The sequence below is a fragment of the Vibrio sp. TRT 29B02 genome, assembly GCF_050113655.1.
Lineage (GTDB): Bacteria > Pseudomonadota > Gammaproteobacteria > Enterobacterales > Vibrionaceae > Vibrio.
In genome coordinates this window covers 145,118-170,967 of record NZ_JBNJOJ010000004.1, presented here as the reverse complement: position 1 = coordinate 170,967, position 25,850 = coordinate 145,118, and the positions used below count along the sequence as shown (strand labels likewise).

At 44.3% G+C, this 25,850-nt stretch carries 24 protein-coding genes; 5 read left to right on the top strand and 19 right to left on the bottom strand.

Annotated elements, in window-relative coordinates:
- The first annotated feature begins 114 nt into the window (after positions 1 to 114).
- Positions 115 to 270 carry a hypothetical protein gene (locus ACQEXT_RS04335; RefSeq protein ID WP_331418456.1) on the top strand — a complete coding sequence of 52 codons (156 nt, stop codon included), beginning with the start codon at positions 115 to 117 and terminating at the stop codon, positions 268 to 270.
- Here the strand turns inward: ACQEXT_RS04335 and ACQEXT_RS04330 are convergent.
- The 6 genes from ACQEXT_RS04330 to ACQEXT_RS04305 all read right to left on the bottom strand — a co-directional run bounded on the left by ACQEXT_RS04330 (position 263) and on the right by ACQEXT_RS04305 (position 5,527).
- Positions 263 to 433, bottom strand: coding sequence for a XapX domain-containing protein (locus tag ACQEXT_RS04330; RefSeq protein ID WP_138973512.1), 171 nt, complete (start codon positions 431 to 433; stop codon positions 263 to 265). The genes ACQEXT_RS04335 and ACQEXT_RS04330 overlap by 8 nt on opposite strands.
- A gap of 372 nt (positions 434 to 805) precedes the next feature.
- Positions 806 to 2,068 carry a NupC/NupG family nucleoside CNT transporter gene (locus ACQEXT_RS04325; protein ID WP_426950766.1) on the bottom strand — a complete coding sequence of 421 codons (1,263 nt, stop codon included), beginning with the start codon at positions 2,066 to 2,068 and terminating at the stop codon, positions 806 to 808.
- Between the two features lie 203 nt (positions 2,069 to 2,271).
- The gene (locus ACQEXT_RS04320; RefSeq protein ID WP_426950776.1) at positions 2,272 to 3,045 is read right to left on the bottom strand and encodes a TatD family hydrolase; all 774 of its coding nucleotides are present in this window, start codon (positions 3,043 to 3,045) and stop codon (positions 2,272 to 2,274) included.
- A complete protein-coding gene (locus ACQEXT_RS04315) occupies positions 3,045 to 3,194 on the bottom strand; it encodes a DUF5363 family protein (protein WP_331428432.1) in 150 nt (49 codons plus the stop codon). Before ACQEXT_RS04315 ends, ACQEXT_RS04320 begins: the two co-directional genes overlap by 1 nt.
- A 14-nt stretch (positions 3,195 to 3,208) precedes the next feature.
- A complete protein-coding gene (yaaA, locus tag ACQEXT_RS04310; RefSeq protein ID WP_426950765.1) occupies positions 3,209 to 3,982 on the bottom strand; it encodes a peroxide stress protein YaaA in 774 nt (257 codons plus the stop codon).
- A gap of 114 nt (positions 3,983 to 4,096) precedes the next feature.
- Positions 4,097 to 5,527 carry an alanine/glycine:cation symporter family protein gene (locus ACQEXT_RS04305; RefSeq protein ID WP_426950763.1) on the bottom strand — a complete coding sequence of 477 codons (1,431 nt, stop codon included), beginning with the start codon at positions 5,525 to 5,527 and terminating at the stop codon, positions 4,097 to 4,099.
- 697 nt (positions 5,528 to 6,224) lie between these two features.
- On the opposite strand from ACQEXT_RS04305, the gene ACQEXT_RS04300 reads away from it, so the two are divergent.
- Positions 6,225 to 6,407: a DUF3545 family protein gene (locus tag ACQEXT_RS04300; protein ID WP_269376620.1), complete on the top strand. Its 183-nt coding sequence runs from the start codon at positions 6,225 to 6,227 to the stop codon at positions 6,405 to 6,407.
- A gap of 38 nt (positions 6,408 to 6,445) precedes the next feature.
- Here ACQEXT_RS04300 and ACQEXT_RS04295 read toward each other — a convergent pair whose 3' ends face one another.
- The 3 genes from ACQEXT_RS04295 to nfo all read right to left on the bottom strand — a co-directional run bounded on the left by ACQEXT_RS04295 (position 6,446) and on the right by nfo (position 8,907).
- Positions 6,446 to 6,997: a hemerythrin domain-containing protein gene (locus ACQEXT_RS04295; protein WP_138972498.1), complete on the bottom strand. Its 552-nt coding sequence runs from the start codon at positions 6,995 to 6,997 to the stop codon at positions 6,446 to 6,448.
- A gap of 104 nt (positions 6,998 to 7,101) precedes the next feature.
- Positions 7,102 to 7,785 (bottom strand): uracil-DNA glycosylase, encoded by a 684-nt coding sequence (ung, locus tag ACQEXT_RS04290; protein WP_426950762.1) that lies wholly within the window; start codon positions 7,783 to 7,785, stop codon positions 7,102 to 7,104.
- A gap of 237 nt (positions 7,786 to 8,022) precedes the next feature.
- Positions 8,023 to 8,907 carry a deoxyribonuclease IV gene (gene nfo / locus ACQEXT_RS04285; protein ID WP_426950774.1) on the bottom strand — a complete coding sequence of 295 codons (885 nt, stop codon included), beginning with the start codon at positions 8,905 to 8,907 and terminating at the stop codon, positions 8,023 to 8,025.
- A gap of 328 nt (positions 8,908 to 9,235) precedes the next feature.
- Between nfo and grcA the strand changes: the two genes are divergently transcribed.
- Together grcA and ACQEXT_RS04275 are read left to right on the top strand one after the other, a co-directional pair.
- A complete protein-coding gene (grcA, locus tag ACQEXT_RS04280) occupies positions 9,236 to 9,613 on the top strand; it encodes an autonomous glycyl radical cofactor GrcA (protein ID WP_138972501.1) in 378 nt (125 codons plus the stop codon).
- Positions 9,614 to 9,729: 116 nt separating this feature from the next.
- Entirely contained in the window at positions 9,730 to 10,590 is an 861-nt protein-coding gene (locus tag ACQEXT_RS04275; protein ID WP_138972502.1) for a LysR family transcriptional regulator, read from the top strand.
- Here ACQEXT_RS04275 and ACQEXT_RS04270 read toward each other — a convergent pair.
- The 6 genes from ACQEXT_RS04270 to secA all read right to left on the bottom strand — a co-directional run bounded on the left by ACQEXT_RS04270 (position 10,526) and on the right by secA (position 20,630).
- Positions 10,526 to 11,305 carry a TSUP family transporter gene (locus ACQEXT_RS04270; protein ID WP_138972503.1) on the bottom strand — a complete coding sequence of 260 codons (780 nt, stop codon included), beginning with the start codon at positions 11,303 to 11,305 and terminating at the stop codon, positions 10,526 to 10,528. The two genes, ACQEXT_RS04275 and ACQEXT_RS04270, sit on opposite strands and share 65 nt — an antisense overlap.
- Positions 11,306 to 11,485: 180 nt before the next feature.
- Positions 11,486 to 14,719 carry a carbamoyl-phosphate synthase large subunit gene (gene carB / locus ACQEXT_RS04265; protein ID WP_138972504.1) on the bottom strand — a complete coding sequence of 1,078 codons (3,234 nt, stop codon included), beginning with the start codon at positions 14,717 to 14,719 and terminating at the stop codon, positions 11,486 to 11,488.
- A 16-nt stretch (positions 14,720 to 14,735) separates the two neighbouring features.
- Positions 14,736 to 15,875 (bottom strand): glutamine-hydrolyzing carbamoyl-phosphate synthase small subunit, encoded by a 1,140-nt coding sequence (gene carA / locus ACQEXT_RS04260; RefSeq protein WP_138972505.1) that lies wholly within the window; start codon positions 15,873 to 15,875, stop codon positions 14,736 to 14,738.
- 525 nt (positions 15,876 to 16,400) lie between these two features.
- Positions 16,401 to 17,210 (bottom strand): 4-hydroxy-tetrahydrodipicolinate reductase, encoded by an 810-nt coding sequence (gene dapB, locus ACQEXT_RS04255; RefSeq protein WP_138972506.1) that lies wholly within the window; start codon positions 17,208 to 17,210, stop codon positions 16,401 to 16,403.
- 96 nt (positions 17,211 to 17,306) lie between these two features.
- Entirely contained in the window at positions 17,307 to 17,705 is a 399-nt protein-coding gene (gene mutT, locus ACQEXT_RS04250; RefSeq protein ID WP_426950760.1) for an 8-oxo-dGTP diphosphatase MutT, read from the bottom strand.
- A gap of 198 nt (positions 17,706 to 17,903) precedes the next feature.
- Positions 17,904 to 20,630, bottom strand: a complete 2,727-nt coding sequence (gene secA, locus ACQEXT_RS04245) for a preprotein translocase subunit SecA (RefSeq protein WP_426950758.1) — start codon at positions 20,628 to 20,630, stop codon at positions 17,904 to 17,906.
- A gap of 319 nt (positions 20,631 to 20,949) precedes the next feature.
- On the opposite strand from secA, the gene ACQEXT_RS04240 reads away from it, so the two are divergent.
- Complete coding sequence (locus tag ACQEXT_RS04240; protein ID WP_426950757.1) at positions 20,950 to 21,402, top strand: DUF721 domain-containing protein; 453 nt, start codon at positions 20,950 to 20,952, stop codon at positions 21,400 to 21,402.
- Positions 21,403 to 21,459: 57 nt separating this feature from the next.
- Here ACQEXT_RS04240 and lpxC read toward each other — a convergent pair whose 3' ends face one another.
- The 4 genes from lpxC to ACQEXT_RS04220 form a co-directional block, all read right to left on the bottom strand.
- Positions 21,460 to 22,377: a UDP-3-O-acyl-N-acetylglucosamine deacetylase gene (gene lpxC / locus ACQEXT_RS04235; protein ID WP_138972510.1), complete on the bottom strand. Its 918-nt coding sequence runs from the start codon at positions 22,375 to 22,377 to the stop codon at positions 21,460 to 21,462.
- Positions 22,378 to 22,474: 97 nt separating this feature from the next.
- On the bottom strand, positions 22,475 to 23,710 hold the full coding sequence (gene ftsZ / locus ACQEXT_RS04230; protein ID WP_331416232.1) for a cell division protein FtsZ: 1,236 nt from the start codon (positions 23,708 to 23,710) through the stop codon (positions 22,475 to 22,477).
- A 30-nt stretch (positions 23,711 to 23,740) separates the two neighbouring features.
- The gene (gene ftsA / locus ACQEXT_RS04225) at positions 23,741 to 25,003 is read right to left on the bottom strand and encodes a cell division protein FtsA (RefSeq protein WP_138972512.1); all 1,263 of its coding nucleotides are present in this window, start codon (positions 25,001 to 25,003) and stop codon (positions 23,741 to 23,743) included.
- On the bottom strand, positions 24,996 to 25,778 hold the full coding sequence (locus ACQEXT_RS04220; protein WP_331416231.1) for a cell division protein FtsQ/DivIB: 783 nt from the start codon (positions 25,776 to 25,778) through the stop codon (positions 24,996 to 24,998). Before ACQEXT_RS04220 ends, ftsA begins: the two co-directional genes overlap by 8 nt.
- Positions 25,779 to 25,850: the final 72 nt, after the last annotated feature.

The window sequence follows — 25,850 nt, the reverse complement described above, 5'->3', positions numbered from 1 at the left end:
TCTATCTCCGATCAATATTCAAAAAAGTTACTGCTCTGCATCGTTTGCAGAACTGCAGTCATTTATGAACGGACTTGGTTCCTTGAAGACTCGGCATATACAGCGAATTTTAATATGCCAATTGCTATCCTTGTCACCGCACAGTACCAGTTTGGTCTATGGCACAACAATCTACGATTGCGGTGTCTAACGTATATGGGCTTTAACCCAAGCAACGGTCAGTTGCTGCCAGCGCCAATCATACTCCTTGTATTAATTATCGCTAGCTAAAAAACCTTTCAATAATCCATTGATAGGCTACACCACCTAAGTACACTCCGACGATGCCCATAACGCCTGCCAAAACAGGTGGCGCAGGTACCGGAAGCTTGATGGCGGAAAACAGGACTCCAACGACAAAACCCGCTAAGGTTGCGAGGATAACTTCGTTCATAAGTTTAACCCTACTTTCTATAGATACCTACATTATAGCTATTTGTCGTAGAACTGTAGTGGCTCATAGAGCGCAAACGGTTTGTATCTCAAAAAAGATTCTGCTTAACGTTTGCTCAGTATCAAACACTGGCAAACTCAGCGAATCCCCTAGCCTAAATCAACCCTAGGCTTGTGGCTCATTCCGCTCATACCGTCGGTAATCACAGTGTGCCAAGGTCTATATTCTCCAGTACAGTGGTCGCGATACGCACTCGCTGATAGCTGATGCCTTTGACGCTTTCACTATGCCGAAAAATAAAAAAGCCCCGCAGTAACAGAGTTACTACGGGGCTTGATAAAACGGCGTCTATATAATCTTTCGCTTACTAAATTAGAAAGATAGGAAGAAGCCAGCGATTGTCGCTGCCATTAGGTTAGATAGCGTACCAGCACAAACCGCTTTAACACCCATACGAGCGATGTCGTGACGACGGTTTGGAGCTAGACCACCTAGACCACCTAGTAGGATCGCGATAGAAGAAAGGTTCGCGAAACCACATAGAGCAAATGCGATGATAGCTTGAGTCTTCTCAGACATTACTGCACCTGTTGCTGCAACAACTTGAGCATTCTCGCCAACATAAGGTACGAAGTTTAGGTAAGCTACGAATTCGTTAACAACCAGTTTCTGACCGATGAACGAACCAGCAACTGTTGCTTCAGCCCATGGCACACCGATTAGGAATGCTAGAGGAGCGAATAGCCAACCTAGAAGAAGTTCTAGAGTTAGGTTTTCCATACCGAACCAACCGCCAACGCCACCTAGGATACCGTTGATTAGAGCGATTAGACCGATGAATGCTAGTAGCATTGCACCTACGTTTAGAGCAAGTTGTAGACCAACTGATGCGCCGCCTGCTGCTGCGTCGATAACGTTAGCTGGCTTGTCCTCACCACCGTCGATGTCATCACCTAGATTCTCATCTGGCGTGTCAGTTTCAGGTTTAATGATTTTAGCGAATAGTAGACCACCAGGTGCTGCCATGAATGATGCTGCTACAAGGTACTCTAGAGGTACACCCATAGATGCGTAACCTGCTAGTACACCACCAGCAACAGACGCTAGACCACCACACATTACTGCAAATAGCTCAGACTGAGTCATTTTTGGTACAAACGGACGTACCACTAGAGGTGCTTCAGTTTGACCAACGAAGATGTTAGCTGCTGCAGACATTGACTCGGCACGTGAAGTACCTAGTGCTTTTTGTAGACCGCCACCAAGAATCTTGATAACCCATTGCATTACACCAATGTAGTAAAGTACAGAGATAAGCGCAGAGAAGAAGATTAGCGTTGGAAGTACTTGGAAAGCAAAGATGAAACCGATACCGTCAACAGAGAAGTTAACTAGGCTGCCGAATAGGAAACCAGTACCGTCTTTACCGTAGTCGATAACGTTCTGTACACCAGCAGAGAAGCCAGCTAGTAGGTCACGACCCCATGGTACGTAAAGAACGAAACCACCGATGATGAATTGGATAGCAAAAGCGCCACCCACAGTTCTTAGATTGATAGCTTTGCGGTTATCAGACAGTAGTAATGCAATTCCTAGCAATACTGCCATACCGACTAGGCTCATAAACAGGCTCATAGTTTATGACTTCCTTATATGTTATTTGTTGGCGTGTTACAAAATGGAGCTCAAAAGCGGGGCAATTATACTCATCCGTCCATTGATAAAGTAATGCCGTCCTCACAGTTTCTAATAAGATTCATCATGCGTTCACTCATTAACGTGAACAAGATCACCATTCAAGCGTTCTACAATCACCAAATGAACAATTTCTTTCGAAATTATTCACAAATGTTGAAGGCAAAATTGCTGTTTTTCCAAACGATTTCAGCAATCGTTTGCTCTGGCAATCCTTTCAAGCTTGCGAGACAGGACAATATTTCACCTAACATCTTAGGATGATTGTTCTTGCCTTGGTGCCCATTTAATGGCATGTCCGGAGAATCCGTTTCCAAGACGATATGTTCAACAGCCAACTGCGCAACAGCCTGCCTAGTTTTCATCGCTCTCGGATACGTAATAACGCCACCCACACCAATGTAAAAACCGCACTCGACAAATTGCATTGCTTGCTGATAGCTACCAGAAAAACCGTGCAATACACCGCCAAGCTTGAACTGCTTCTGCTTAAGAATCTGTAGCAAACGGTTATGCGTTTTGCGGCTATGTAAAATGAGAGGTAGCTTAAACTCGATAGCCAGTTCGACTTGCTGAACGAAAAGCCGCTCTTGCAGTTCCATGTCGACATCAATCATGGCATCTAAACCACACTCTCCTACCGCGACACATAAATCCTGTTGCCGTTCTAATAGTAGACGCAATTCGGTAACTTGATGCTCACTTTGCTGATTTAAAAATAAAGGGTGCATTCCAAGCGCGTAGTAGACACCGGTGTGGTGCTCTGCAAGAGATATCACTTTTTGCCAGTTAGACATGCCGATTGAAGGCAATAAGACGCGCTCGACTTGATGCCTTCGAGCCGTTTCTAAATGGTCAGCAAAGTGTTCAGAAAAGCACTCAAAATCAAGGTGGCAATGCGTATCAAAAAGGCGCATCATCGCTGCGCCTTTTTGGTAGTTTCTACTGAAGACTGTTCTGGTTCACTTCGGTAAGGAACACAGCTACGTTTATGCTCTGGTGTCAATCCCAATGACAAACACCACTGATCATACTTGGCTAACCATCGCTTAAACCAGTTCAACATTTCAGTGCCTTCTATTACTGTTCTTCTCGTTTGAAAACTAACTCTGTTGGTGTTGACTCATCTTCAACGAAGTAATAGCCCGCAGTGTCAAATTTCGTTAAATCAGCCACACTAGAGATACGTTGCTCAATAATATAACGCGCCATCATGCCCCGTGCTTTTTTGGCGTAAAAACTGATCACTTTATACTGGCCGTTTTTACAATCTTTAAAGACAGGCGTGATCACCTGCGCGTCCAACAACTTAGGTTTTACTGCTTTAAAATATTCATTTGATGCTAAGTTGATAAGTACATTGTCACCTTGGGCAGTAATCGCCTCATTGAGCTTATCGGTAATCACATTACCCCAAAACTGGTACAAATTGCTCCCTTTACCATTGGCGAGTTTGGTGCCCATCTCTAAACGGTAGGGTTGCATCAAATCAAGTGGTTTTAACAAACCATAGAGACCCGATAGCATACGCAGATGTTTTTGCGCGTATTCAAAGTCCTCTTCACTTAGTGACTCCGCATCCAATCCCGTGTACACATCCCCTTTAAACGCGAGAATTGCTTGGCGTGCGTTGTCAGTCGTGAACTCTTCACTCCACTCTTGAAAACGGCCTACATTCAAATCAGCAATCTTATCGCTGACCTTCATTAAGCTGGCGACATCTGCAGGAGTCAGCTTGCGACAAACATCAATTAACTCTTTGGAATATTCAACTAACTCCGGCTGAGTAAACTTCTCAATCGCCAGAGGAGATTCATAATCTAACGTTTTCGCAGGAGAAACGACAATTAACATGACTTTATACTCTATCCATTTATCTGTTTTATTGAGTTTAGGGTACAAAAAAAGCCATGCGATGTCTGCATGGCTTTTTGAATCGTTTTAATAGGCAAATCTGATAACTATCGATTAGCTCTTTTTGCTCTGATCCCAGATACCATCTTCAAGTTGAGACTTTAGCTCAGGGAAGTCGTTTGAATCAAACGTAGGAACTTTGCCTTCACCAAGTTGACGATTGTAATCTTTAGCAAGTTTGATCACGATGCCAGACAACAGAAGAATAGCAATCAAGTTGACTATCGCCATCAAGCCCATTGAAACATCAGCAAGCGACCACACAACAGGTAGAGAGGCGACTGCACCAAACATCACCATACCAAGCACGATAATACGGAAAATGCCAAGACCTGCTTTATGGTTGTGCTCTAAGAAAATCAAGTTAGTTTCAGCGTAAGAGTAGTTAGCAATAATAGAGGTAAAGGCGAAGAAGAAAATCGCTACCGCAACAAAGATACTACCCCAGTCACCGACCTGAGAACTCAACGCCGTTTGAGTTAGCTCGATACCGGTAATTTCACCGTGAGGAACATACTCACCAGACATCAGGATAATGGCAACTGTAGCTGAACAGATAACGATCGTGTCCATAAATACGCCCAACATCTGTACATAACCTTGAGAGGCTGGGTGTGGCGGATATGGTGTCGCGGATGCTGCAGCGTTAGGTGCTGAACCCATACCAGCTTCATTTGAAAATAGACCGCGTTTAACACCGTTAATCATCGCCTGAGCAATAGCATAGCCTAAACCACCTGCAGCCGCTTCCTGTAAGCCAAACGCGCTCTTAAAGATCAACGTCAGAACCGCTGGAAGCTTTTCGATGTTAATCACCATGACAAACATAGCAAGAAGTAGGTAAGCCAATGCCATAACTGGAACAATCAGTTCAGCGACACGAGCGATACGCTTGATACCACCAAAAATAACAATCGAAGATAGCAGGACAACCACAATACCAACGTAAGTATCATCCCAACCGAATGCATTATGCATTGCATTGGCAATAGAGTTGGCTTGTACCGCGTTGAAAACCAAACCAAACGCAATGATCAAGAATACCGAGAAGAGAACTCCCATCCAGCGCATACCTAGGCCTTTTTCCATGTAGTATGCTGGGCCACCGCGGTAGTTACCGTCATCATCTTTGGTTTTGTATAGCTGAGCTAGGGTACTTTCTGCAAACGAAGTTGCCATACCCAGCATTGCGATTAGCCACATCCAGAAGATAGCGCCAGGGCCACCAGCGGTTAGAGCAACGGCAACCCCCGCCATGTTACCCGTGCCAACACGCGCCGCTAAACTCGTACAAAGTGCTTGGAAAGATGAGATACCTGCTTTATCAGCTTTACGGCTGTTTTTCAGTACCGAGAACATGTGACCGAAGTGGCGAAACTGGATGAAGCCCAAGCGGACTGTAAAATAAATTCCCACACCGACCAGAAGATAAACAAGAATTGAACCCCAAAGCAGGTCATTCATTAAATTAATTAAGTCTGTCATAACATCCTCATATTGAGATTTCGCTGATCTCCGCTTCCCAGCCATCCATCTAACTGCCCCACTAAGTGTCAATATTGCTTAGCGTTGATATAGTTGTTCTATGCAGTTTAGATCTGTAAAACTCGCCTCATGCTTCCATTTTACGTATCAGCGTATTTTTTGACGGGCGGATAATGCAGCGAAGAAGAACAAAAATCAATATGCAAACAGATGTATTTATTTGTTATTTTTCACCATATAGTTACCAACAATTAACACATAACAATGCAATTAGCCCACAAAAGCAAAACAATTACTCTAAAAAATTACAACAACCAGCATATTCCGAAACATATTATTTTGATGAGCATGTCATCATTAAGATTCCTTACCACGCAAGGCATTGAGTTAATGTAATAAGGTATAAATCACCAAGACCTCTTCTGCTCATAGACACATAGCCAATTGACTCTCACCAAGATGAAGTGTTGTACAGCGAGTTAACAACCTAGCGATGGCAAATTAGCGCCAATTTGCCACCCAACCGAACAAAAAACAACCAATCACACCCTGTCAATTTGTGACTCGCTAGCACAATATCAGCAAAAACTTCATTGAAACGTAACAAATGAGAAACGAATCAAGGTTACGGTTGATTTAGATATGGTATTAAAAAATGCCCCCATTTAGAGGGACAAAAATCATAACGAGGTAGCTTATGGAAGGCTTAAACTTTGAAGAAATGTATGAACAGGATTTTCCAAAAGGACGAGTTGGCCGTTCAAAACCGGTTAAGCGTAAATGGCGAGAAATCGAAGCGATAAAAGATCGCCAGCGACTACAAAGAGAGTTAATGGATATGGATATCGGCTTTGATGATTTAGAGAAAGTTGAATTATAAAAAAGAGGCGTTTTCGCCTCTTTTTTTACTTTTTTATATTAAATGCATTCGTGTTCGGTTTGATGAACACGTTCGGCCAACTCTTTGTACTGCTCAGCAATCGTAGTGCCAAAGACAGGATCATCTTCACACACACTCCATTGCTGTTCTACAGCCTGCCAATCCTGTACCGTAAACTTATCGATCAGATAAGGGAATATCGACTTCTCTTCTATTTCTAGATGCGCTTTCTGTGAATCAAGAAAACCCTCGAGTTGCTCGATAAACATATCTTGTGGAATCACGGCGTCCTGCAACACCATATCGACAACACCAAGAAAATCATGGGTCTTCTTGGACAAGGTCTCGTGCTCTAACTCCAAATTATCAATTTGGTGGTGATGACCATAATGCTCTGTGTAGTAGTGATACAGAATGTCTTCTTTAGGGTGGTGAACTTTTTCTGAATGGTTAGCGAGGTAATCAACTAACTCTCTTAATACACGATAATTCACCGGGCGCTCACTTTTCAACTGCGTTAACTTATGACGTAGCAGAGCAAGTAAACGAACCATATAGCCATGCTCTCGACGTATCCTTTCAATCATCATAGCGACTCTCCTTAACACCTATATTTAATAAGTGTATAAGAGGACCGCTCTTCCCGCTTTGATCATGACCAAAATTTAGACAAACATCGAACAATAGGAGACGTTCAGTCCACTTGCAACGGCAAGCGCCATTCAATCGGCGTCAATCCTTGCTGAATCAATATCTGGTTTGCTTGTGAAAAATGGCGACAGCCAAAAAAGCCTCGATGAGCAGAAAGCGGAGAGGGATGCGGACCTGCCAAGACAAAATGCTTATTGCGATCAATAAATCGACCTTTTTTCTGCGCATGCGCTCCCCAGAGAAGGAAGACAACACCACTCTGATGTTGATTAACGGCTTCTATCACTCTGTCTGTGAACGTTTCCCATCCTGACTTAGCGTGAGAGTGTGCCTTTCCTTGCTCTACCGTTAATACAGTATTCAATAATAAGACACCTTGCTCAGCCCAGCTTTGCAAATAGCCATGGGTTGGCACTTCAAACCCTTCGATATCTTGTGCGAGTTCTTTATACATATTGACAAGTGAAGGCGGTGTTTTTACACCAGGAAGAACAGAAAAACATAATCCGTGAGCTTGATTGGGGCCATGGTAAGGATCTTGACCCAAAATCACCACTTTCACATCGCCAAATTCAGTCGATTTAAACGCGTTGAACACATCTTTTGCTGGAGGATAAACCACTTTGCCCAATGCCCTTTCACTTTCTACAAACGCTAAAGTCTGTTTAAAGTAATCTTGCTGTTTTTCAGCTCCGATAACATCGTGCCATGTGAGTTGAGACTTCATCCTCTATTCCTTCTACCTAAAACTTGCGCTTCAATTGTCGCAAAATAAGTAGAAGGAACAAAGATAAGATTACTGCTTCTGTGGTGTACGGTAGTGACCTTGTCCCGTAATGTGACGATTTGGCATAGGGTAACGAACAGGACGCGCAGCAGTATAAAAAGAAGAATAAGGCATAATGACCTCTCCATTGCATTGAACACAGAACAAGCCATGAAAAATTAATGCCAACATTTTCTTTTATTCAGTTTCATTTAATGCCTGATGATGAAACTCTCTTAATTTGGCGATTTCTTGCGACCAAATATCGGGGTCAATGGTCTCTAGAATCAAAGGTATGCCATCAAATCTTGCATCTTTGGCAATATATTCAAAACAGTGCCAGCCTATCTCCCCAACTCCTAAAGAGTGATGGCGGTCTACTTTGCCGCCTAACGCTATTTTTGAGTCATTAATGTGCATTGCCTTTAAATAGCGCATACCAACGATAGAATCGAACTCAGCAAACGTTGCGTCACAAGCAGCAAAACTGCTCAAATCGTAACCAGCCGCAAATGTATGACAGGTATCAATACAGACTCCCACACGTGATTTATCCTCCACCTGCTCAATAATCTCTGCGAGATGTTCAAATCGCCATCCCAAGTTGGTTCCTTGACCCGCTGTATTTTCGATAACGGCAACGACGTCTGGAACCGCTTGGTGAGCAAGATTAATAGACTCGGCAATACGAGATAAACACTCTTCTTCTGAAATTTTCTTTAAGTGACTCCCTGGGTGGAAGTTGAGCAGTGTTAGACCAAGCTGATGACAGCGCTCCATTTCATCAATAAACGCAGCCCGAGACTTAGCGAGTTTGTCCTCTTCAGGCGCGCCCAAATTAATCAGGTATGAATCATGTGGCAATATCTGCTGCGCAGAAAAACCCAACATTTTGCAGTTTGCTTTAAAGGCCGAGATGGTTTTCTGATCCAATGGCTTGGCCACCCACTGCCTCTGATTTTTCGTAAACAGAGCAAAGGCATTGGCCCCGATTTCACGAGCTCTGAGTGGAGCTTGATCAACACCACCCGCGGCTGAGACATGAGCACCAATAAATTTCTTTCCGTCGCTAATTTTTATCATTGTCATTTAATCACTTTACACTTTCAGAATGGCTACCAATTAACAGGTATTTAGTGCACTAGGTTCAATTTTTCAGCTAATTTTGTAGTAAATTTACAACAAAATGGCCATTTAAATATTTTTTATACATTCAAATTTATTGTAAATACATTGTTTTTAAAGATTTTATTGATTTAGGACAATAAAATAACCTTCATTTATTTAATGTTTTTAGTTGTTATTTGACATAAATCAATACTATCATAGTGGATATTGGCTATATAATACGTAGCTCAACAAAATTCGAAAGTTAACACCAATTAACCACTAAGTGGACTAGGAGATAGTAATGATCCAAGGTATTCAAATCACTAAAGCAGCAAACGACGATCTACTTAACTCAATCTGGCTACTAGACAGCGAGAAAAACGAAGCACGCTGTGTTGCAGCAAACGCAGGCTTTGAAGCAGATCAAGTTGTTGCGATCAACGAACTTGGCGAGTACGAAAGCCGCGAAGTTGCTATCGAAACAGCACCACGCATCGAAGGTGGTCAACACCTAAACGTTAACGTTCTTAAGCGTGAAACTCTTGAAGATGCTGTTGCTCACCCAGAAAAGTACCCACAATTGACTATCCGCGTTTCTGGCTACGCAGTTCGTTTTAACTCACTAACAGTTGAACAGCAACGTGACGTAATCGCACGTACTTTCACTGAGTCTCTATAATCTCAGTTTATGAACTCGAAAAGGCGCTCATTGAGCGCCTTTTTTATGTTTGCTCTTTCTTAGCCACACGAGTGTAAGATACATTAACCCTATTCTTCCGCTACAGAATTGACAAGATGCTATTAGAAGGTATCGAAACCTTACTCGTTTTAAGCAAAGCGAAAACCATGAGCCGCACTGGCAGTCTGCTCTACATTAGCCAATCGGCCGTCAGTAAACGTATTGCCAATTTAGAAAGCAAGCTCGGTAAAAAGCTGATCGTGCCAGATGGACGAAATGTTCAACTCACTCAGGATGCCCTCAATCTTATCAATAGTATTGGGCCCGCTTTTAACGAGCTACAGGGACTGATCAATGATCAACAGGTCATGGCGGATCAAAGCATTTTAAAACTCGATTGCTCGGAAACCTTGGTTGCAGGCTATTTATCGACGGTTATCGCGGACTACTTTCAAATTGATCCCTATCTGACTCTAACCACTAATCACACACCAAGAATCGTTGAACACGTTCAATCCGGTAAAGCACACATTGGTGTATGTGCCGGTCATCTTTCCAAGCAGAACAATCTTATGCAGTTTCACTTGATTGATGAAGCCTTCTATATCGTATCGGATCAAAAGCTTGCCGCCCTACCCAATACGATCATTACCAATGATCTGAATAATCCAGCGAACAGTTACCAACTCGATATTTTAACCCGTCTTAATATCAAGCCGATCATGCAGATGGACTCCTATTCAGCCGCAGCTCAACTAGCAATGCAAGGAATAGCGCCAGCTTTAGTACCAATCTCGGTGATCAAGGCGATGAAAATTGAGCCCAAATACTGTTCTCATTTCGAACAATTGAGCTCTCTATACCGCCCGATTCATATTTGTTGTCGAACGTCTTCTTATCAAAACCCAAGGATCAGAACATTGATAACAACCATTGCTGATGCTGTTCCCAAAGCAGCTTCAGTGCCATTAGCATAGACATGGTAATCACCAGAGGGCGGATCCACTTTTGCCCTTTAGTCACCACGACCTTTGCGCCTAGTTGTGCTCCGATAAATCCTCCTACTGCCATGACTAAACCGATCTCCCAAACAGGCAAGCCAGCGAGAACAAAAAATAGTAATGCGGCGATATTAGATGTGAAGTTAAGTACCTTGGTTCGAGCGGTCGCATCCACCAGCGAAAAGTGACCTAAAGCCACAAAACAAACGGTAAAGATAGAACCAGTTCCCGGACCAAAAAATCCATCATAGAATCCCACACCTCCGCCAACGGAAAAGGCAAACATGGCTTCAGAGATCTTTGCCTGCCCTGAATACTGCTTGGTTTTTGGGGTAAGAAGAAAGTAGAGTGAGATAGCAACCAGCAAAATCGGTATTAGGCTTGTTAAGACGCCAGCGTCGATATATTGCACCGCCTCAGCACCAACGGCTGAACCGATAAACGTACATGCTATCGCCAAACGCATTTCTTTAATGCTCACTAAGCCATTACGCACGAAATACCAGCTTGCGGAAAAGCTGCCAAACGAACTTTGTAGTTTGTTGGTTGCCAGCGCTTGCGTAGGCGGAACACCAGCAGCAAGAAGTGCAGGCAGCGTAATTAAACCACCGCCTCCAGCCATTGCGTCAATAAAGCCAGCAGTGGTCGCTGCGATGAAAAGAATCGTCAGAATTTCGAGTGTTAGTTCCATTCTCAATCAATTGGTTATCAGCTATCTGTTAATCAAAATATCATCAAGTTAACAATTCACTTAGAGAAAGATTCGACTATAACTCATTCCATATTTTCAACAATATCGAGATAAAAAAGCCCGCTCAAATGAGCGGGCAATGAGGTTGTCATATAAGCTCTGTTGCGAGCCTACTGATTTTTATTTCGCTTCGTTCGCCGCGACTCTTGCGTGCAGCTCTTGAACTGAAGTTACCGACGTTTTCGCGTCTGCAGTGTGTGCCATACACACAGCAAAAGCTGCGTTTAGCGTCGTTGTGTAGTTTACTTTCTCTGCCAGTGCGCCACGACGTAGTACTTTAGAATCCTCAATCGCTTGACGACCAGAAGCCGTATTGACGATATAGGTGTACTCATTGTTCTTGATACGGTCAAGAATGTGTGGACGACCTTCGTGTACCTTGTTCACTAGACGAGGGTTAATGCCCGCTTCACCTAGAATTACCGCTGTACCATGCGTTGCATCTAGTTGGTAACCAAGCTTAGTTAGTTTAGAAGCAAGGTCCACTACACGCTGTTTATCGCCTTCACGAACAGACAGTAGCGCACGACCACCTTCTGGGTAAACCGCGCCACAACCAAGTTCTGCTTTAGCGTAAGCTTCAGCAAACGTTGCGCCGACACCCATCACTTCACCAGTAGAGCGCATTTCAGGGCCTAACAGTGGGTCAACACCTGGGAATTTGTTGAATGGTAGTACAACTTCTTTCACTGAGTAGTATGGTGGGATGATCTCTTTAGTGAAGCCCTGAGACTCTAGCGATTGACCCGCCATAACACGTGCAGCAATTTTCGCTAGTGGTGCACCTGTTGCTTTCGATACGAATGGAACCGTACGTGCAGCACGTGGGTTGACTTCGATTAGGTAAACTTCGTTATCTTTCACTGCGAACTGAGTGTTCATTAGACCACGTACACCAAGTTCGAAGGCTAGCTTCTCAACTTGCTCGCGCATCTTGTCTTGGATTTCTTGGCTTAGCGTATAAGCAGGAAGTGAACATGCCGAGTCACCTGAGTGAACGCCCGCTTGCTCGATATGCTCCATGATACCGCCGATAACCACACGCTCACCGTCACAGATAGCATCGATATCAACTTCCGTTGCATCATCTAGGAAACGGTCAAGAAGAACTGGCGACTCGTTCGATACGCTAACCGCTTCATTGAAGTAACGACGTAGGTCTTGCTCATCGTATACGATTTCCATCGCACGACCACCAAGTACATAGGAAGGACGTACAACAAGTGGGAAGCCAATTTCTTTCGACTTCTCAACCGCTTGTTCCATAGTGGTTACGGTCGCGTTTTCTGGCTGTAACAGGCCTAAACGCTCAACTGCTGCTTGGAAACGCTCACGATCTTCGGCACGGTCGATTGCATCTGGGCTAGTACCGATGATTGGTACACCCGCGGCTTCAAGCGCACGAGCCAGTTTAAGTGGAGTCTGACCACCGTACTGAACGATAACGCCTTTTGGCTTCTCAACACGCACGATTGAAAGTACATCTTCCAGTGTTACAGGTTCGAAGTACAGACGGTCAGACGTATCGTAATCGGTAGAAACGGTCTCTGGGTTACAGTTGACCATGATAGTTTCGTAACCATCTTCACGTAGAGCGAGTGATGCGTGAACACAACAGTAGTCAAATTCAATACCTTGGCCGATACGGTTTGGACCTCCGCCAAGAACCATGATCTTATCTCTATCTGTCGGTTGAGCTTCACATTCGTCATCGTAAGATGAGTACATGTAAGCCGTATCAGATGAAAATTCAGCTGCACACGTATCAACACGTTTGTATACCGGATGAATATCATACTGGTCACGCAGACGACGGATTTCGCTTTCCGATACACCTAGGATTGAAGATAGACGAGCATCAGAGAAACCTTTGCGCTTCATCTTACGCAGAACATCTTCCGTTAGACCAGCAAAGCCACCCGCTTTAACTTGGTTTTCTAGGCTAACAAGTTCTTCAATTTGAACAAGGAACCAGCGGTCAATTTGCGTTAGGTTGAATACGCCATCGACTGACATACCAGCACGGAATGCATCAGCGATGTACCAAATACGCTCGGCACCGGCTTCTTTCAGCTCATGGCGAATAGTTGTTAGTGCGTCTGGCGCATCTAGGTCAACCATCTCGTCAAAACCATTCGCACCAACTTCTAGACCACGAAGTGCTTTTTGTAGAGATTCTTGTTGGTTACGACCAATCGCCATAACCTCACCAACGGACTTCATCTGAGTTGTTAGACGATCGTTAGCACCTGCGAATTTCTCGAAGTTAAAACGAGGAATCTTTGTTACTACATAGTCGATAGTTGGTTCGAATGATGCTGGAGTTGCACCACCCGTGATGTCATTTTGTAGCTCATCAAGCGTAAAACCAACAGCCAGTTTCGCTGCAATCTTCGCGATTGGGAAACCTGTTGCTTTAGAAGCTAGAGCAGAAGAGCGAGATACACGAGGGTTCATCTCGATGATAACCATACGGCCATCTTTCGGGTTGATACCAAACTGTACGTTAGAACCACCTGTTTCAACACCAATTTCGCGCAGTACCGCTAGAGATGCGTTACGCATCAGTTGGTATTCTTTGTCGGTCAACGTTTGAGCTGGAGCAACTGTAATTGAGTCACCCGTGTGAATACCCATTGGGTCAAAGTTCTCGATAGAACATACGATGATACAGTTGTCCGCTTTATCACGAACCACTTCCATCTCGTACTCTTTCCAACCGATTAGAGATTCATCGATTAGCAGTTCGTTTGTTGGAGAAAGGTCAAGACCACGACGACAGATCTCTTCGAACTCTTCTTTGTTATACGCGATACCACCACCGGTACCACCCATAGTGAATGAAGGACGAATAATACAAGGGAAGCCAACCATATCCAGAACAGCGTAAGCTTGTTCCATTGTTTTCGCCGTATCAGCACGTGGACACTCAAGGCCGATAGACTTCATCGCTTTATCGAAACGAGAACGGTCTTCTGCTTTATCGATAGCATCAGCCGTTGCACCAATCATCTCTACACCGAATTCGGCAAGGACGCCGTGCTTCTCTAGGTCTAGTGCACAGTTAAGCGCTGTCTGACCACCCATCGTTGGGAGAACCGCATCTGGACGCTCTTTTTCGATGATCTTACGCACGACTTCCCATTGAATTGGTTCAATGTAAGTGGCATCCGCCATGTCTGGGTCAGTCATGATGGTTGCTGGGTTCGAGTTAACAAGAATTACTCGGTAACCCTCTTCACGCAGTGCTTTACATGCTTGAGCACCAGAGTAGTCAAACTCACATGCCTGACCGATAACAATCGGGCCTGCACCTAGAATTAGAATACTTTTTATGTCAGTACGTTTTGGCATTCTCTACTACTCCGAATTAAGCGCTGTGTTGTTTGATTAGTTCGATAAAGTGGTCAAATAGCGGAGCCGCGTCATGTGGACCTGGGCTTGCTTCAGGGTGACCTTGAAAGCTAAATGCTGGCTTATCCGTACGGTGGATACCTTGAAGAGAGCCATCAAATAGTGACACGTGAGTTGCACGCAAGTTCTCAGGTAGCGTTGCTTCATCCGCCGCAAAACCGTGGTTCTGAGAAGTAATCATCACAACATTGCGGTCTAGGTCTTTAACTGGGTGGTTAGCACCATGGTGACCGAACTTCATCTTCACAGTCTTCGCACCAGAAGCTAGTGCTAGGATTTGGTGGCCAAGACAGATACCAAAGACTGGCAAACCTTTTTCTAGGAATACTTTTGTCGCTTCAATTGCGTAAGTACATGGTTCAGGATCGCCAGGGCCGTTCGATAAGAATACGCCATCTGGATTCAGAGCTAAGACTTCTTCCGCTGAAGTTTCAGCAGGCACAACGGTTAGGCGGCAGCCTCGGTCAACAAGCATACGCAGGATGTTGCGTTTTGCACCGAAGTCGTAGGCAACAACATGATATGGCAGCTCGCTATCGTCTTGCGCTTCAGGAAGTCCACCCTCAAGCGTCCACGAGCCCTGTTTCCATTGGTACGCTTCTTTTGTTGTAACTTCTTTCGCAAGGTCCATACCTTTTAGGCCAGGGAATTCTTTCGCTTTAGCAAGAGCTAGAGCCTCGTCTAAGTTGTTACCAGCGACGATACAACCGTTCTGTGCACCTTTTTCACGCAAAATACGAGTAAGTTTACGCGTATCGATATCAGCAATGCCGACGATATTTTGCGATTTAAGGTAGTCAGAAAGGGATTGTTGGTTACGGAAGTTAGAAGCGATAAGAGGAAGATCGCGAATCACAAGGCCTTGTGCGTGGATTGAAGAAGATTCTTCGTCTTCGGTATTAGTACCGGTATTGCCAATGTGAGGATAAGTAAGGGTGACGATCTGTTGGGAATAGGAAGGATCAGTGAGGATTTCTTGGTACCCCGTCATCGAGGTATTAAAAACAACTTCACCAACGGATAAACCATCTGCTCCAATGGAAACACCGCGGAACACTGTCCCATCTTCTAGGACTAACAGTGCTGATTTACTCAAGACAACCTCCAGAATAAAAATGCAAAAATAATAAATTTAACTGCAAATTTGCCTTCCTTGGCGCAATAAAAAAGCGCAAATAGGTATTTTAGACAAATTGGCGGTATTCTAAAGACGCTTGCGGTTCGTGTCAACATAGACATGAAAATAAATTTACTATTTAAAGCAGTTAAAACAAAAAATGGTTTTAGACCCCCAAAAAAACAAGTTTACTCGCGATTAGCAATCGTGTTCATGAAAATACGATGAATCTCACTAACCATAACAGATTTCAGATCACACTTTTTTAGCCGTGATTTACGCAAACGTTGCACCACCAAAGTTAACTATCACTTTTAAGCATTTAATACCAATAAGTGGCAATAGCCTCCAAAAATACAACTAAACTTAACTAGTCACTGCGCCTTAATAAAGAGGATGGCAGCCCCTAACTATGGGCAGATACAAAAAGCGCCGGGACAACCCAGCGCATAATTATTTAATATTGCTTTAATGATTTGATCGTATAGACCCATTCACCCCAAATTAGAGTTCATTAAGTCCAAGTACATCTGTCATTGTATAAAAACCGGCTGGCTTCTCTTTTAGCCACACCGCGGCTTTCACAGCACCGTTGGCAAACGTCATTCTATCGGTCGCCTTGTGTGTAATCTCAACACGCTCACCAATATCAGCAAACATAGCGGTATGTTCGCCAATGATGTCGCCTGCACGAATGGTTGCGAAGCCGATTTCATCTTTTGTACGTTCACCCGTAATCCCCTCACGTGCGTATACGGCGACGTCATTGAGCTTATTGCCCATAGCTTCAGCAATCGCTTCGCCCATACCAATAGCAGTCCCTGAAGGAGCATCAACTTTATGTCTGTGGTGAGCTTCTACAATTTCGATATCGCAGTAATCACCCATTACTTTGGCGGCTTTCTCTAGAAGTTTAAATACTAGGTTAACGCCAACCGAGTAATTTGGCGCCATTACTACAGGGATCGCTTTAGCATGTTGATCAATCATTTCACGTTCTTGATCTGAAAATCCGGTTGTCCCGATCACAATGCACTTTCCGTGTTGCTTACAAAGCTCAATATTCGCCAACGTGCTCGCGGGGGCGGTAAAGTCAATGATCACATCAAAGTTATCAACCTCTTTTGCTAGGTCATCAGTCAGAAAAACGTCGAGCTTCCCTTCACCGCATAATTCGCCGATATCCACACCCACTAATGATGATTCAGGGCGTTCTGAGCCAGCTGCCACTTGAGCTTGCTGGTTTAAGTAAGTCGCTTTAACTAGATTGCGGCCCATGCGACCCGCTGCTCCTGCAATTGCAATACGTACCATTGCATTTTCTCCATTCTTCGAATAGTTGTTCTTATAGCCAATTGGATAAAACTAACAGTATTAATAGGCGATGGCTAGTCGGCTATAGAGTGCAAGTTAGCAAAACTCTTTTACTACTCGCTCTAGAATCGGCACATTGGCTTCAGGAAAGGTGTAATTAACAAGTTCATCTATCGCAACCCACAAACCCTGTTGCCCTTCTTTACCGTAGGGTTCACCTTCAAATTGAGTCACTGTCATGAAATCAAATTTGAGTGACTTATCTGGATAATCAAACTCCAAGTGTTCAAAAGGTTGCTGCTCGGTAGTCGTAATACCAATTTCTTCTTCAAGCTCTCGAATCATGGCCTGTTCAATGGTTTCACCCTGCTCAACTTTACCGCCAGGAAACTCCCAGAAGCCCCCTTTATGCTTGTCATCTGGACGTTTTGTAATGAATACCTGTGATTTATCGAGGTTAAAAATAATACCTGCGACAATATGGATTCTTTTCATCTGACTTCCTAATTACTTTGGTTGCCATACCCTGCAACGGGGCAGACTGTTCTAATTACAAACATTAGATACAAAAAGAGCCGCAAACGCGACTCTTTATATTATCAATTTTCCATAGCAGCACGCGTTAAGGACAACCAGGCAATGCGGAGTTTACGTGAGTAAATAGGCACTGCCGACGCTGTCCTCAGCCAGACATTAGTTTATTTGTCCGTGGCACTGCTTGTATTTTTTACCACTACCACATGGGCATGGTTCGTTACGTCCCACTTTACGTTCATCACGAACGACCGGTTGGTGAGCACCCTGCGATTCATCACTATCAGACAACTGATTATCAGCAGACGCATGTTGAGCTTGCGCACGTCGAGCCGCTTCTTCAGCTTGAGCAAGACGCTGAGCTTCCATACGTTCTACTTCTTCCTGCTGTTGAACGCGGACCTTAGAAAGAATCGTGATCACGTCAGCTTTTAGAGAATCAAGAAGACCTTCAAACAGTTCAAATGACTCACGTTTGTATTCTTGCTTAGGGTTCTTCTGTGCATAACCACGTAAGTGAATACCTTGACGAAGGTGATCCATCGCAGCTAGGTGTTCTTTCCACAATGTATCTAGCGTTTGTAGCATGACAGATTTTTCAAAGTTACGGAGTACTTGCGCACCGACCACTTCTTCTTTCTGTTTGTAAACGGCTACCGCGGTATCTAGGATCTTCTCGCGCAATGCTTCTTCGTATAGCTTGTCGTCTTCCTCAAGCCACTGTTTGATTGGGGCATTGAGGTCAAAGTCATTTTTAAGACGCTCTTGAAGGCCTTCAATATCCCACATATCTTCCAGAGATTGTGGTGGGATGTACTCATCAATCGTTGCAGACAGAACATCAACGCGGTTTTGTTCGATCATTTCGCTGATGTCTTCAACATTCATCAGTTCATCACGAAGTTCGTAAACAACCTTACGCTGGTCATTCGCCACGTCATCGTATTCGAGCAACTGCTTACGAATATCGAAGTTGCGACCTTCTACTTTACGCTGAGCTTTCTCGATCGAACGAGATAACATCTTAGATTCAATCGCTTCACCCTCATCCATACCACTTTGGATCAGGCTTGCCATACGATCAGAGGTGAAGATACGCAGCAGTGAGTCTTCCATCGATAGGTAGAAACGAGAAGAACCTGCATCACCTTGACGACCAGAACGACCACGTAACTGGTTGTCGATACGGCGAGATTCATGGCGCTCTGTACCAATAATATGCAAACCACCCGCTTGCAGAACTTGGTCGTGAACCACTTTCCATTCAGCTTTAATTGCATCAATCTGCTCTTGTGAAGGATTTTGCAATGCCTCCACTTTCGCTTGCCAGCTACCACCCAACACGATGTCGGTACCACGACCAGCCATGTTAGTAGCGATAGTGACCGCGCCAGGAATACCTGCTTCTGCAACGATCTCAGCTTCTCGCTCGTGGAACTTGGCGTTAAGAACATTGTGCTTGATTTTGGCTTTCTTCAATGCATTAGAAAGAAGCTCAGATTTTTCAATCGAAACCGTACCCACTAGAGATGGCTGACCTTTCTCAACACGTTTTTTAATGTCTTCGATGATCGCGTTGAATTTTTCAGCCTCGGTACGATAAACCACATCTGGCATATCGTTACGAATCATTGGCTTGTTGGTTGGAATAACAACCGTTTCAAGACCATAGATAGACTGGAATTCGAACGCTTCTGTATCTGCGGTACCTGTCATACCTGACAGTTTTTCGTATAGACGGAAATAGTTCTGGAAAGTGATCGATGCCAGAGTCTGGTTTTCATTCTGGATCTTCACGCCTTCTTTTGCTTCTACCGCTTGGTGTAGCCCTTCTGACCAACGACGTCCCGGCATTGTACGGCCAGTGTGTTCATCAACAATAACCACTTCACCATCTTCGGTAACGATGTAATCGACGTTTTTCTCAAACAATACGTGAGCGCGCAGAGCGGCATTCACGTGATGTAGTAGACTGATATTGGTTGGTGAATAAAGTGTGTCACCCTCTTCCATCAGTCCATTTTTAATCATTAGCTCTTCAACAAATTCTTGACCCGTTTCAGTCAAGTGAACTTGCTTAGACTTCTCATCTACAGTGTAGTGACCGTCACCGCGGTACTCTTCTGAATCTTCTTTATCTTGTTTTTGTAGATGTGGGATCAGGGTATTAATGCGAGTGTAGAGCTCTGAGCTATCTTCAGCAGGGCCTGAAATGATCAGCGGCGTACGCGCTTCATCAATCAGAATCGAGTCCACCTCATCGACAACAGCAAAGAAGCGTTCACGCTGTACGCGGTCTTCGGCACGGAAAGCCATATTATCGCGTAAGTAGTCGAAACCAAATTCGTTGTTTGTGCCGTACAGAATATCGGCTAGATAAGCTTGCTTCTTCTCTGGTGGCGCCATGTTAGGCACGTTCACACCAACAGTCATACCTAGGAATTCAAATAACGGACGGTTTGTTTCTGCATCACGTTTGGCTAGATAGTCATTCACCGTAACAACGTGGACACCTTTACCTGGAAGGGCATTTAAGTAGGCAGGCAAGGTTGCTGTTAATGTTTTACCTTCACCTGTACGCATTTCTGCGATTTGGCCTGCGTTCAGTACCATACCACCGATAAGCTGAACGTCGAAATGGCGCATGCCATAAACACGCTTAGATGCTTCACGTACCGTTGCAAAAGCTTCTGGCAGTAATTTATCTAACGTTTCACCCTGTTCTAAACGCTGACGGAACTCAACCGTTTTAGCTTTTAACTCTTCGTCAGATAGAGCTTCAAACGTTGGTTCGTAATTATTAATCTCTTTTACAATTTTTCTCAGGCGTCGCAGTGTTCTGTCATTGCGACTGCCAATTACCTTTGTCAGTAGCTTAGTTATCATTTGCTATGAATCTCTCTTTATTTAGATCGGGCCCGATCTATTTCAATGCCTTCAGTCTCTAACAGTTTTTTACTAAGAATACTGAGATAAATCACGTAACTCAGATATTGAGATGAGAACTCTAGATTTCAAGGCTTATATCACTATAAGTGGCGCATAGTTTATGAAATTTTGCCTCCGACAACCAATAACAAGGTGATTTGTTTGAAGCATTCTTTATTTTTTGACGTTATATGATGGAAGTTTATTCGTTATCTGCCCTATCTTCGTACCAATCCTTTGACTAAAATAGGGCTGACTATGGAACTTGAGGCTCATTATGAGAGACCATCGCCCGACGTTAGGTGACGAGATCATTGCCGATTCACGACTTTCGCAGCTCCAACAGCACGCAAAAGAGATCATGACGATCAACAAAGAATTAAAGGCAATTCTGCCCAGAGGCGCGGAAGATCATTGCCGGGTGGCAAACATTCGCGATAATCAACTGATCCTCGAAGTGGCCAGTGCAGCGATCAAAATGAAGATCGACTATGAGCGTTTGCATATCCTTAATCAATTACGAGCAAAAGGTTTTGCCCGCCTCATTGGCGTAACGGTGCAGATCAACCCAGATCTTTATCGAAGTCGTGAAGAGAAAAAAGAGAGCTCTAAGCCTCGTGACCCTATTTCTGAAACAGCCGCTCAGTACTTAGAAATGATTGCCAGTGGTGCATCACCTAAAGTTAAGGCTCGTTTGGAAAGCTTAGCGAAGCTTGCTAATAAAGATTAGTTTTATTGTAGGCATAAAAAAGCCAGACTCTCGTCTGGCTTTTTTAATTCAATCTACTTATGCCAATACTACATTTGGCTCGGCAAATGCTACCGGAGACGTTGATTCTTCTTCGAAAGTCACCCACTCCCACGCTTCTTGATCAGCAAGTACTGAACGAAGTAGCTGGTTGTTTAGGCCATGGCCTGATTTGAACGCACGGAACTCACCAATAATTGGATGACCACACATGTAAAGATCACCAATTGCATCAAGCACTTTATGCGTCACAAATTCATTTTCGAAACGAAGGCCTTCTTCATTCAAGATACGGTACTCATCAAGCACGATAGCGTTATCGAAGCTACCACCTAGAACTAGGTTCTGTGATTGAAGGTATTCAATATCGCGCATGAAACCAAACGTACGTGCACGAGAGATTTCTTTCACGAAGCCTTGAGAAGAGAAGTCAAACAACAAGTGTTGCTCATCTGCATCAATCGCTGGGTGATTAAACTCAATTTCGAAATCCATGCGGAAGCCATTGAAAGGAACAAACTCAGCCCACTTATCGCCATCTTCAAAGCGTACTGGCTTTTTAATGCGAATAAAGCGTTTCGCCGCGTTTTGCTCTTCAATACCAGCCTGTTGCAACAAGAATACGAACGGGCTCGCACTGCCATCCATAATTGGAATTTCTGGCGCATCGACTTCAACAACGATGTTGTCAATGCCCATACCAGCAAGAGCCGCATTTAAGTGCTCTACTGTAGAGATACGTACACCTTGATCATTCACCAGCGCTGTACATAGCATTGTATCGCGCACAGATTCTGGATCCGCAGGAAAATCAACCGGTGGATTTACATCGGTACGGCGGTAAATAATGCCTGTATTTGCAGCTGCTGGGCGAAGAGTAAGTGTGACTTTACGACCAGAGTGGAGACCCACACCAGTTGTTTTCACTATTTCTTTCAGAGTACGTTGTCTGATCATCTACTTTGCCTCAGTAAAAATGCTACAAATCACGGTCAATGGTGATATTGACCGTGCATGCTACCACAAAATTGAACAGTGTCAAATTGCGATTGTATTAGTCAGCTTGACGACGTAAGAAGGCTGGAATATCTAAGTAGCCGCTTTCTTTGTCCGCTTTCGGCGCTGCACTTTGGCTTGCACTCGAACCAGACGACGCAGATGTCGTTGGCTGAGGAGTTACCTGTGGCTTGTCTTGCAAAGTTGATGCCGTTTTCTCTTCCACTTTATTGACGGTTGCATGCTGAGATGTCACCGCTTGTGGTTGAGTCTGTGGCTGAGCAACTGGCGCAACTTTCGCCTTACCGCCCGCAACTAGCGTGATGTCAGGTTTCTTCTCGTTACCAATACCCGTAGCAACAACTGTTACACGAATTTCATCTGCCATATCAGGATCAAGTGAAGTACCGATAACAACCGTAGCGTTATCTGATGCGAAAGCTTTTACTGTATTACCTACAGTTTCAAACTCGTCTAGACGCATATCTAGACCCGCAGTGATGTTCACAAGTACACCACGTGCGCCAGCAAGATCGATATCTTCAAGCAGCGGGCTTGAAATCGCCATTTCAGCCGCTTCTTCTGCACGGTCTTCACCTTTTGCAACACCGCTACCCATCATCGCATGACCCATTTCCGACATAACTGTACGTACGTCAGCAAAGTCGACGTTAATCATGCCAGGACGAGTAATCAGCTCTGCAATACCCTGTACTGCATTCTTCAATACATCGTTAGCACTCGCAAAGGCTTCAAGTAGTGTAATACCACGACCAAGTACTTTGAGAAGCTTTTCATTAGGAATCGTGATTAATGAATCCACATGTTTAGAAAGCTCTTCAATACCTTGTTCAGCAAACGCTAGGCGTTTCTTGCCTTCAAAGCTAAATGGCTTAGTCACTACAGCAACAGTCAAGATATTGAGCTCTCTTGCTACTTCTGCAATTACTGGGGCTGCACCTGTACCAGTACCACCACCCATACCAGCTGCGATAAATACCATATCGGCACCACTCAGCTCTTCTTTAATTCGATCACGATCTTCGAGAGCTGCGTCACGCCCAACTTGTGGGTTTGCACCTGCGCCAAGTCCTTTTGTGATATCACCACCAATCTGAATAACGCTATTCACGCTGGTTTTACGAAGTGCCTGAGCATCAGTATTAATACTAATAAACTCAACACCTTCGATGGATTCACGTACCATGTGTTCAACGGCGTTACCGCCACCGCCACCAACCCCAACGACTTTAATTACTGCATCGTCAGACATTTCCATCATCGGTTCAAACATGTGTTATCTCCGTTTTTCCTGCTGCTCAGGTTAAAACTCTTTTTGTATCCAATTACGCAAACGACCAAATAAACCCGTTACAGAGGCACGAGAGGGCTCGTTATACTCAGTATCATCATTTACTCGTGCATCTCTTGCGTAATGAAGTAAACCAACTGCCGTAGAATGATACGGCTCTTTAACGTAATCAGTTAAGCCACTCACCTCTAAGGGTTTGCCGACTCTAACTTGGTTGCGGAATACACGTTCCGCACATTCTACCAAACCTTCAATCTGTGACGCTCCTCCTGTGAGCACCACTCCTGCGGCTAGGTGATGTTTAATCCCTTCTTCGCGCAGTTTTTCTTGTACGGTATCGATAGTTTGGTTAACCAGTCCCATCAACTCAGTATAACGAGGCTCAATCACTTCAGACAAAGTCTGTCTTTGTAAACTGCGTGATGGGCGTCCGCCTACACTTGGAACGTTAACTGTATCATCTTTACTGACTAACTCACTTAGAGCACAGCCATATTTCACTTTAATTTCTTCAGCATCACTAACTGGGGTACCGAAGGCAAAAGCGATATCACTTGTCACTGCATTGCCAGCGTATGAAAACACTTCGGTATGACGCAATGCGCCGCCAGTCCAAATGGATACATCCATCGTACCAGCACCGATGTCTACAACACAAACACCAAGCTCTCGTTCATCTTCAGTGATCACAGCATTACTCGCTGCTAACCCTGAATAAACCAGATGCTCAACTTTGAGTCCACAACGCTCGACTGCTTTTATGATATTTCTCGCCATATCATTGTGACAAGAGATCAGGTGCACGCTAACTTCCATGCGCACTCCTGATAAACCTAGCGGATTTTTTATCCCTTCTTGATAGTCAATCGTAAATTCTTGAGGGATAACGTGCAGAATGCGCTGTTCGTCACCAATCTTAATTGATTTGGCAGTATGAATCGCACGATCCATATCTTCTTGAGAGACCTCTTCATCCGAAATGGTTCCCATGCCTTTCTCAATTCGGCTAGCAATGTGACGCCCTGAAAGGGAGATAAACACATTCGTGATATCGCATTCTGCCATCAGCTCTGCTTGATCGACCGCTCGCTGAACCGATTTTACAACCGATTCAAGGTCATTCACGCCACCTTTATCCATCCCGCGGGAAGGACTGCTGCCTGCGCCAATAATATTGATTTGACCGTCAGGCAATACTTCACCCACGAGAGCCGATACGGTTGCAGTGCCTATATCAAGACCAACAATAATGCTGTCATCAGCGGTCTTAGTCATCTGTATTCTCTTGCTCTAACTCTTGTTCTGGGAACCATCCAATTGAGGCTCCCGTATCATACCTGAGGTCGATGTAGCTTACTCGCTGAGCATCGCTACCCAAATTCTGATAAAGCGAAACAAAGCGCTCTATCCGTTCCTGTAGTGACTCTTTGCCTAGCTCGAGGCGAATTCCGTTATCTAGGATAATCTGCCAAGCTCGGCGTTCATTCAACACCAAGGAAGTAATCGTTAAGTTAAGTGACTGAAACTTTGGACTGATCTCACGCCACACTCGCAACACTTCTTCGCTACTGTTTTGCGGTCCATAAAGTTTTACTCGCTCTTCATCCAATTTGGCTATGTCACCGTCGAAAACTTGCCCATCTTCATTGAGTAGTGCATTGCCATTCCAGATAGCCTCTGCATGAAACTCAGTAAGAAAGACTTTAACCGTGTCAGGCCATTGTTTACGAATTGAGGCATGTGATACCCAGGGGATAGACTCGGCCATATTTTGTAGCACGTTAATATCCTGCGACATAAACGTTCCAACATGATCAAGCTGAGCAAATGCTCGCTGTACATCAGCTGCTGAAACGTAATGTAATTCACCCTGAAGCACGATTTTAGATAGCGGAAGACGCTGGTCATCCCACATCCAAGAGATCGTAGAGTAAAGGAGAGAGCCTATTAACAACAATACCACCAGCAAGAATGCGCCACCTAGAGCGTGTTCTTTAACTAGTGGTTTAGAGGTTAAACGACGGCCTTCATTAAAAGCACTTTTAATCAAAGTCCATAGTCCTTGCCAATTAGCTCGCTTATTTTCCCTATCTCAATTCGTATATAGAGGCAAAAGCACTTA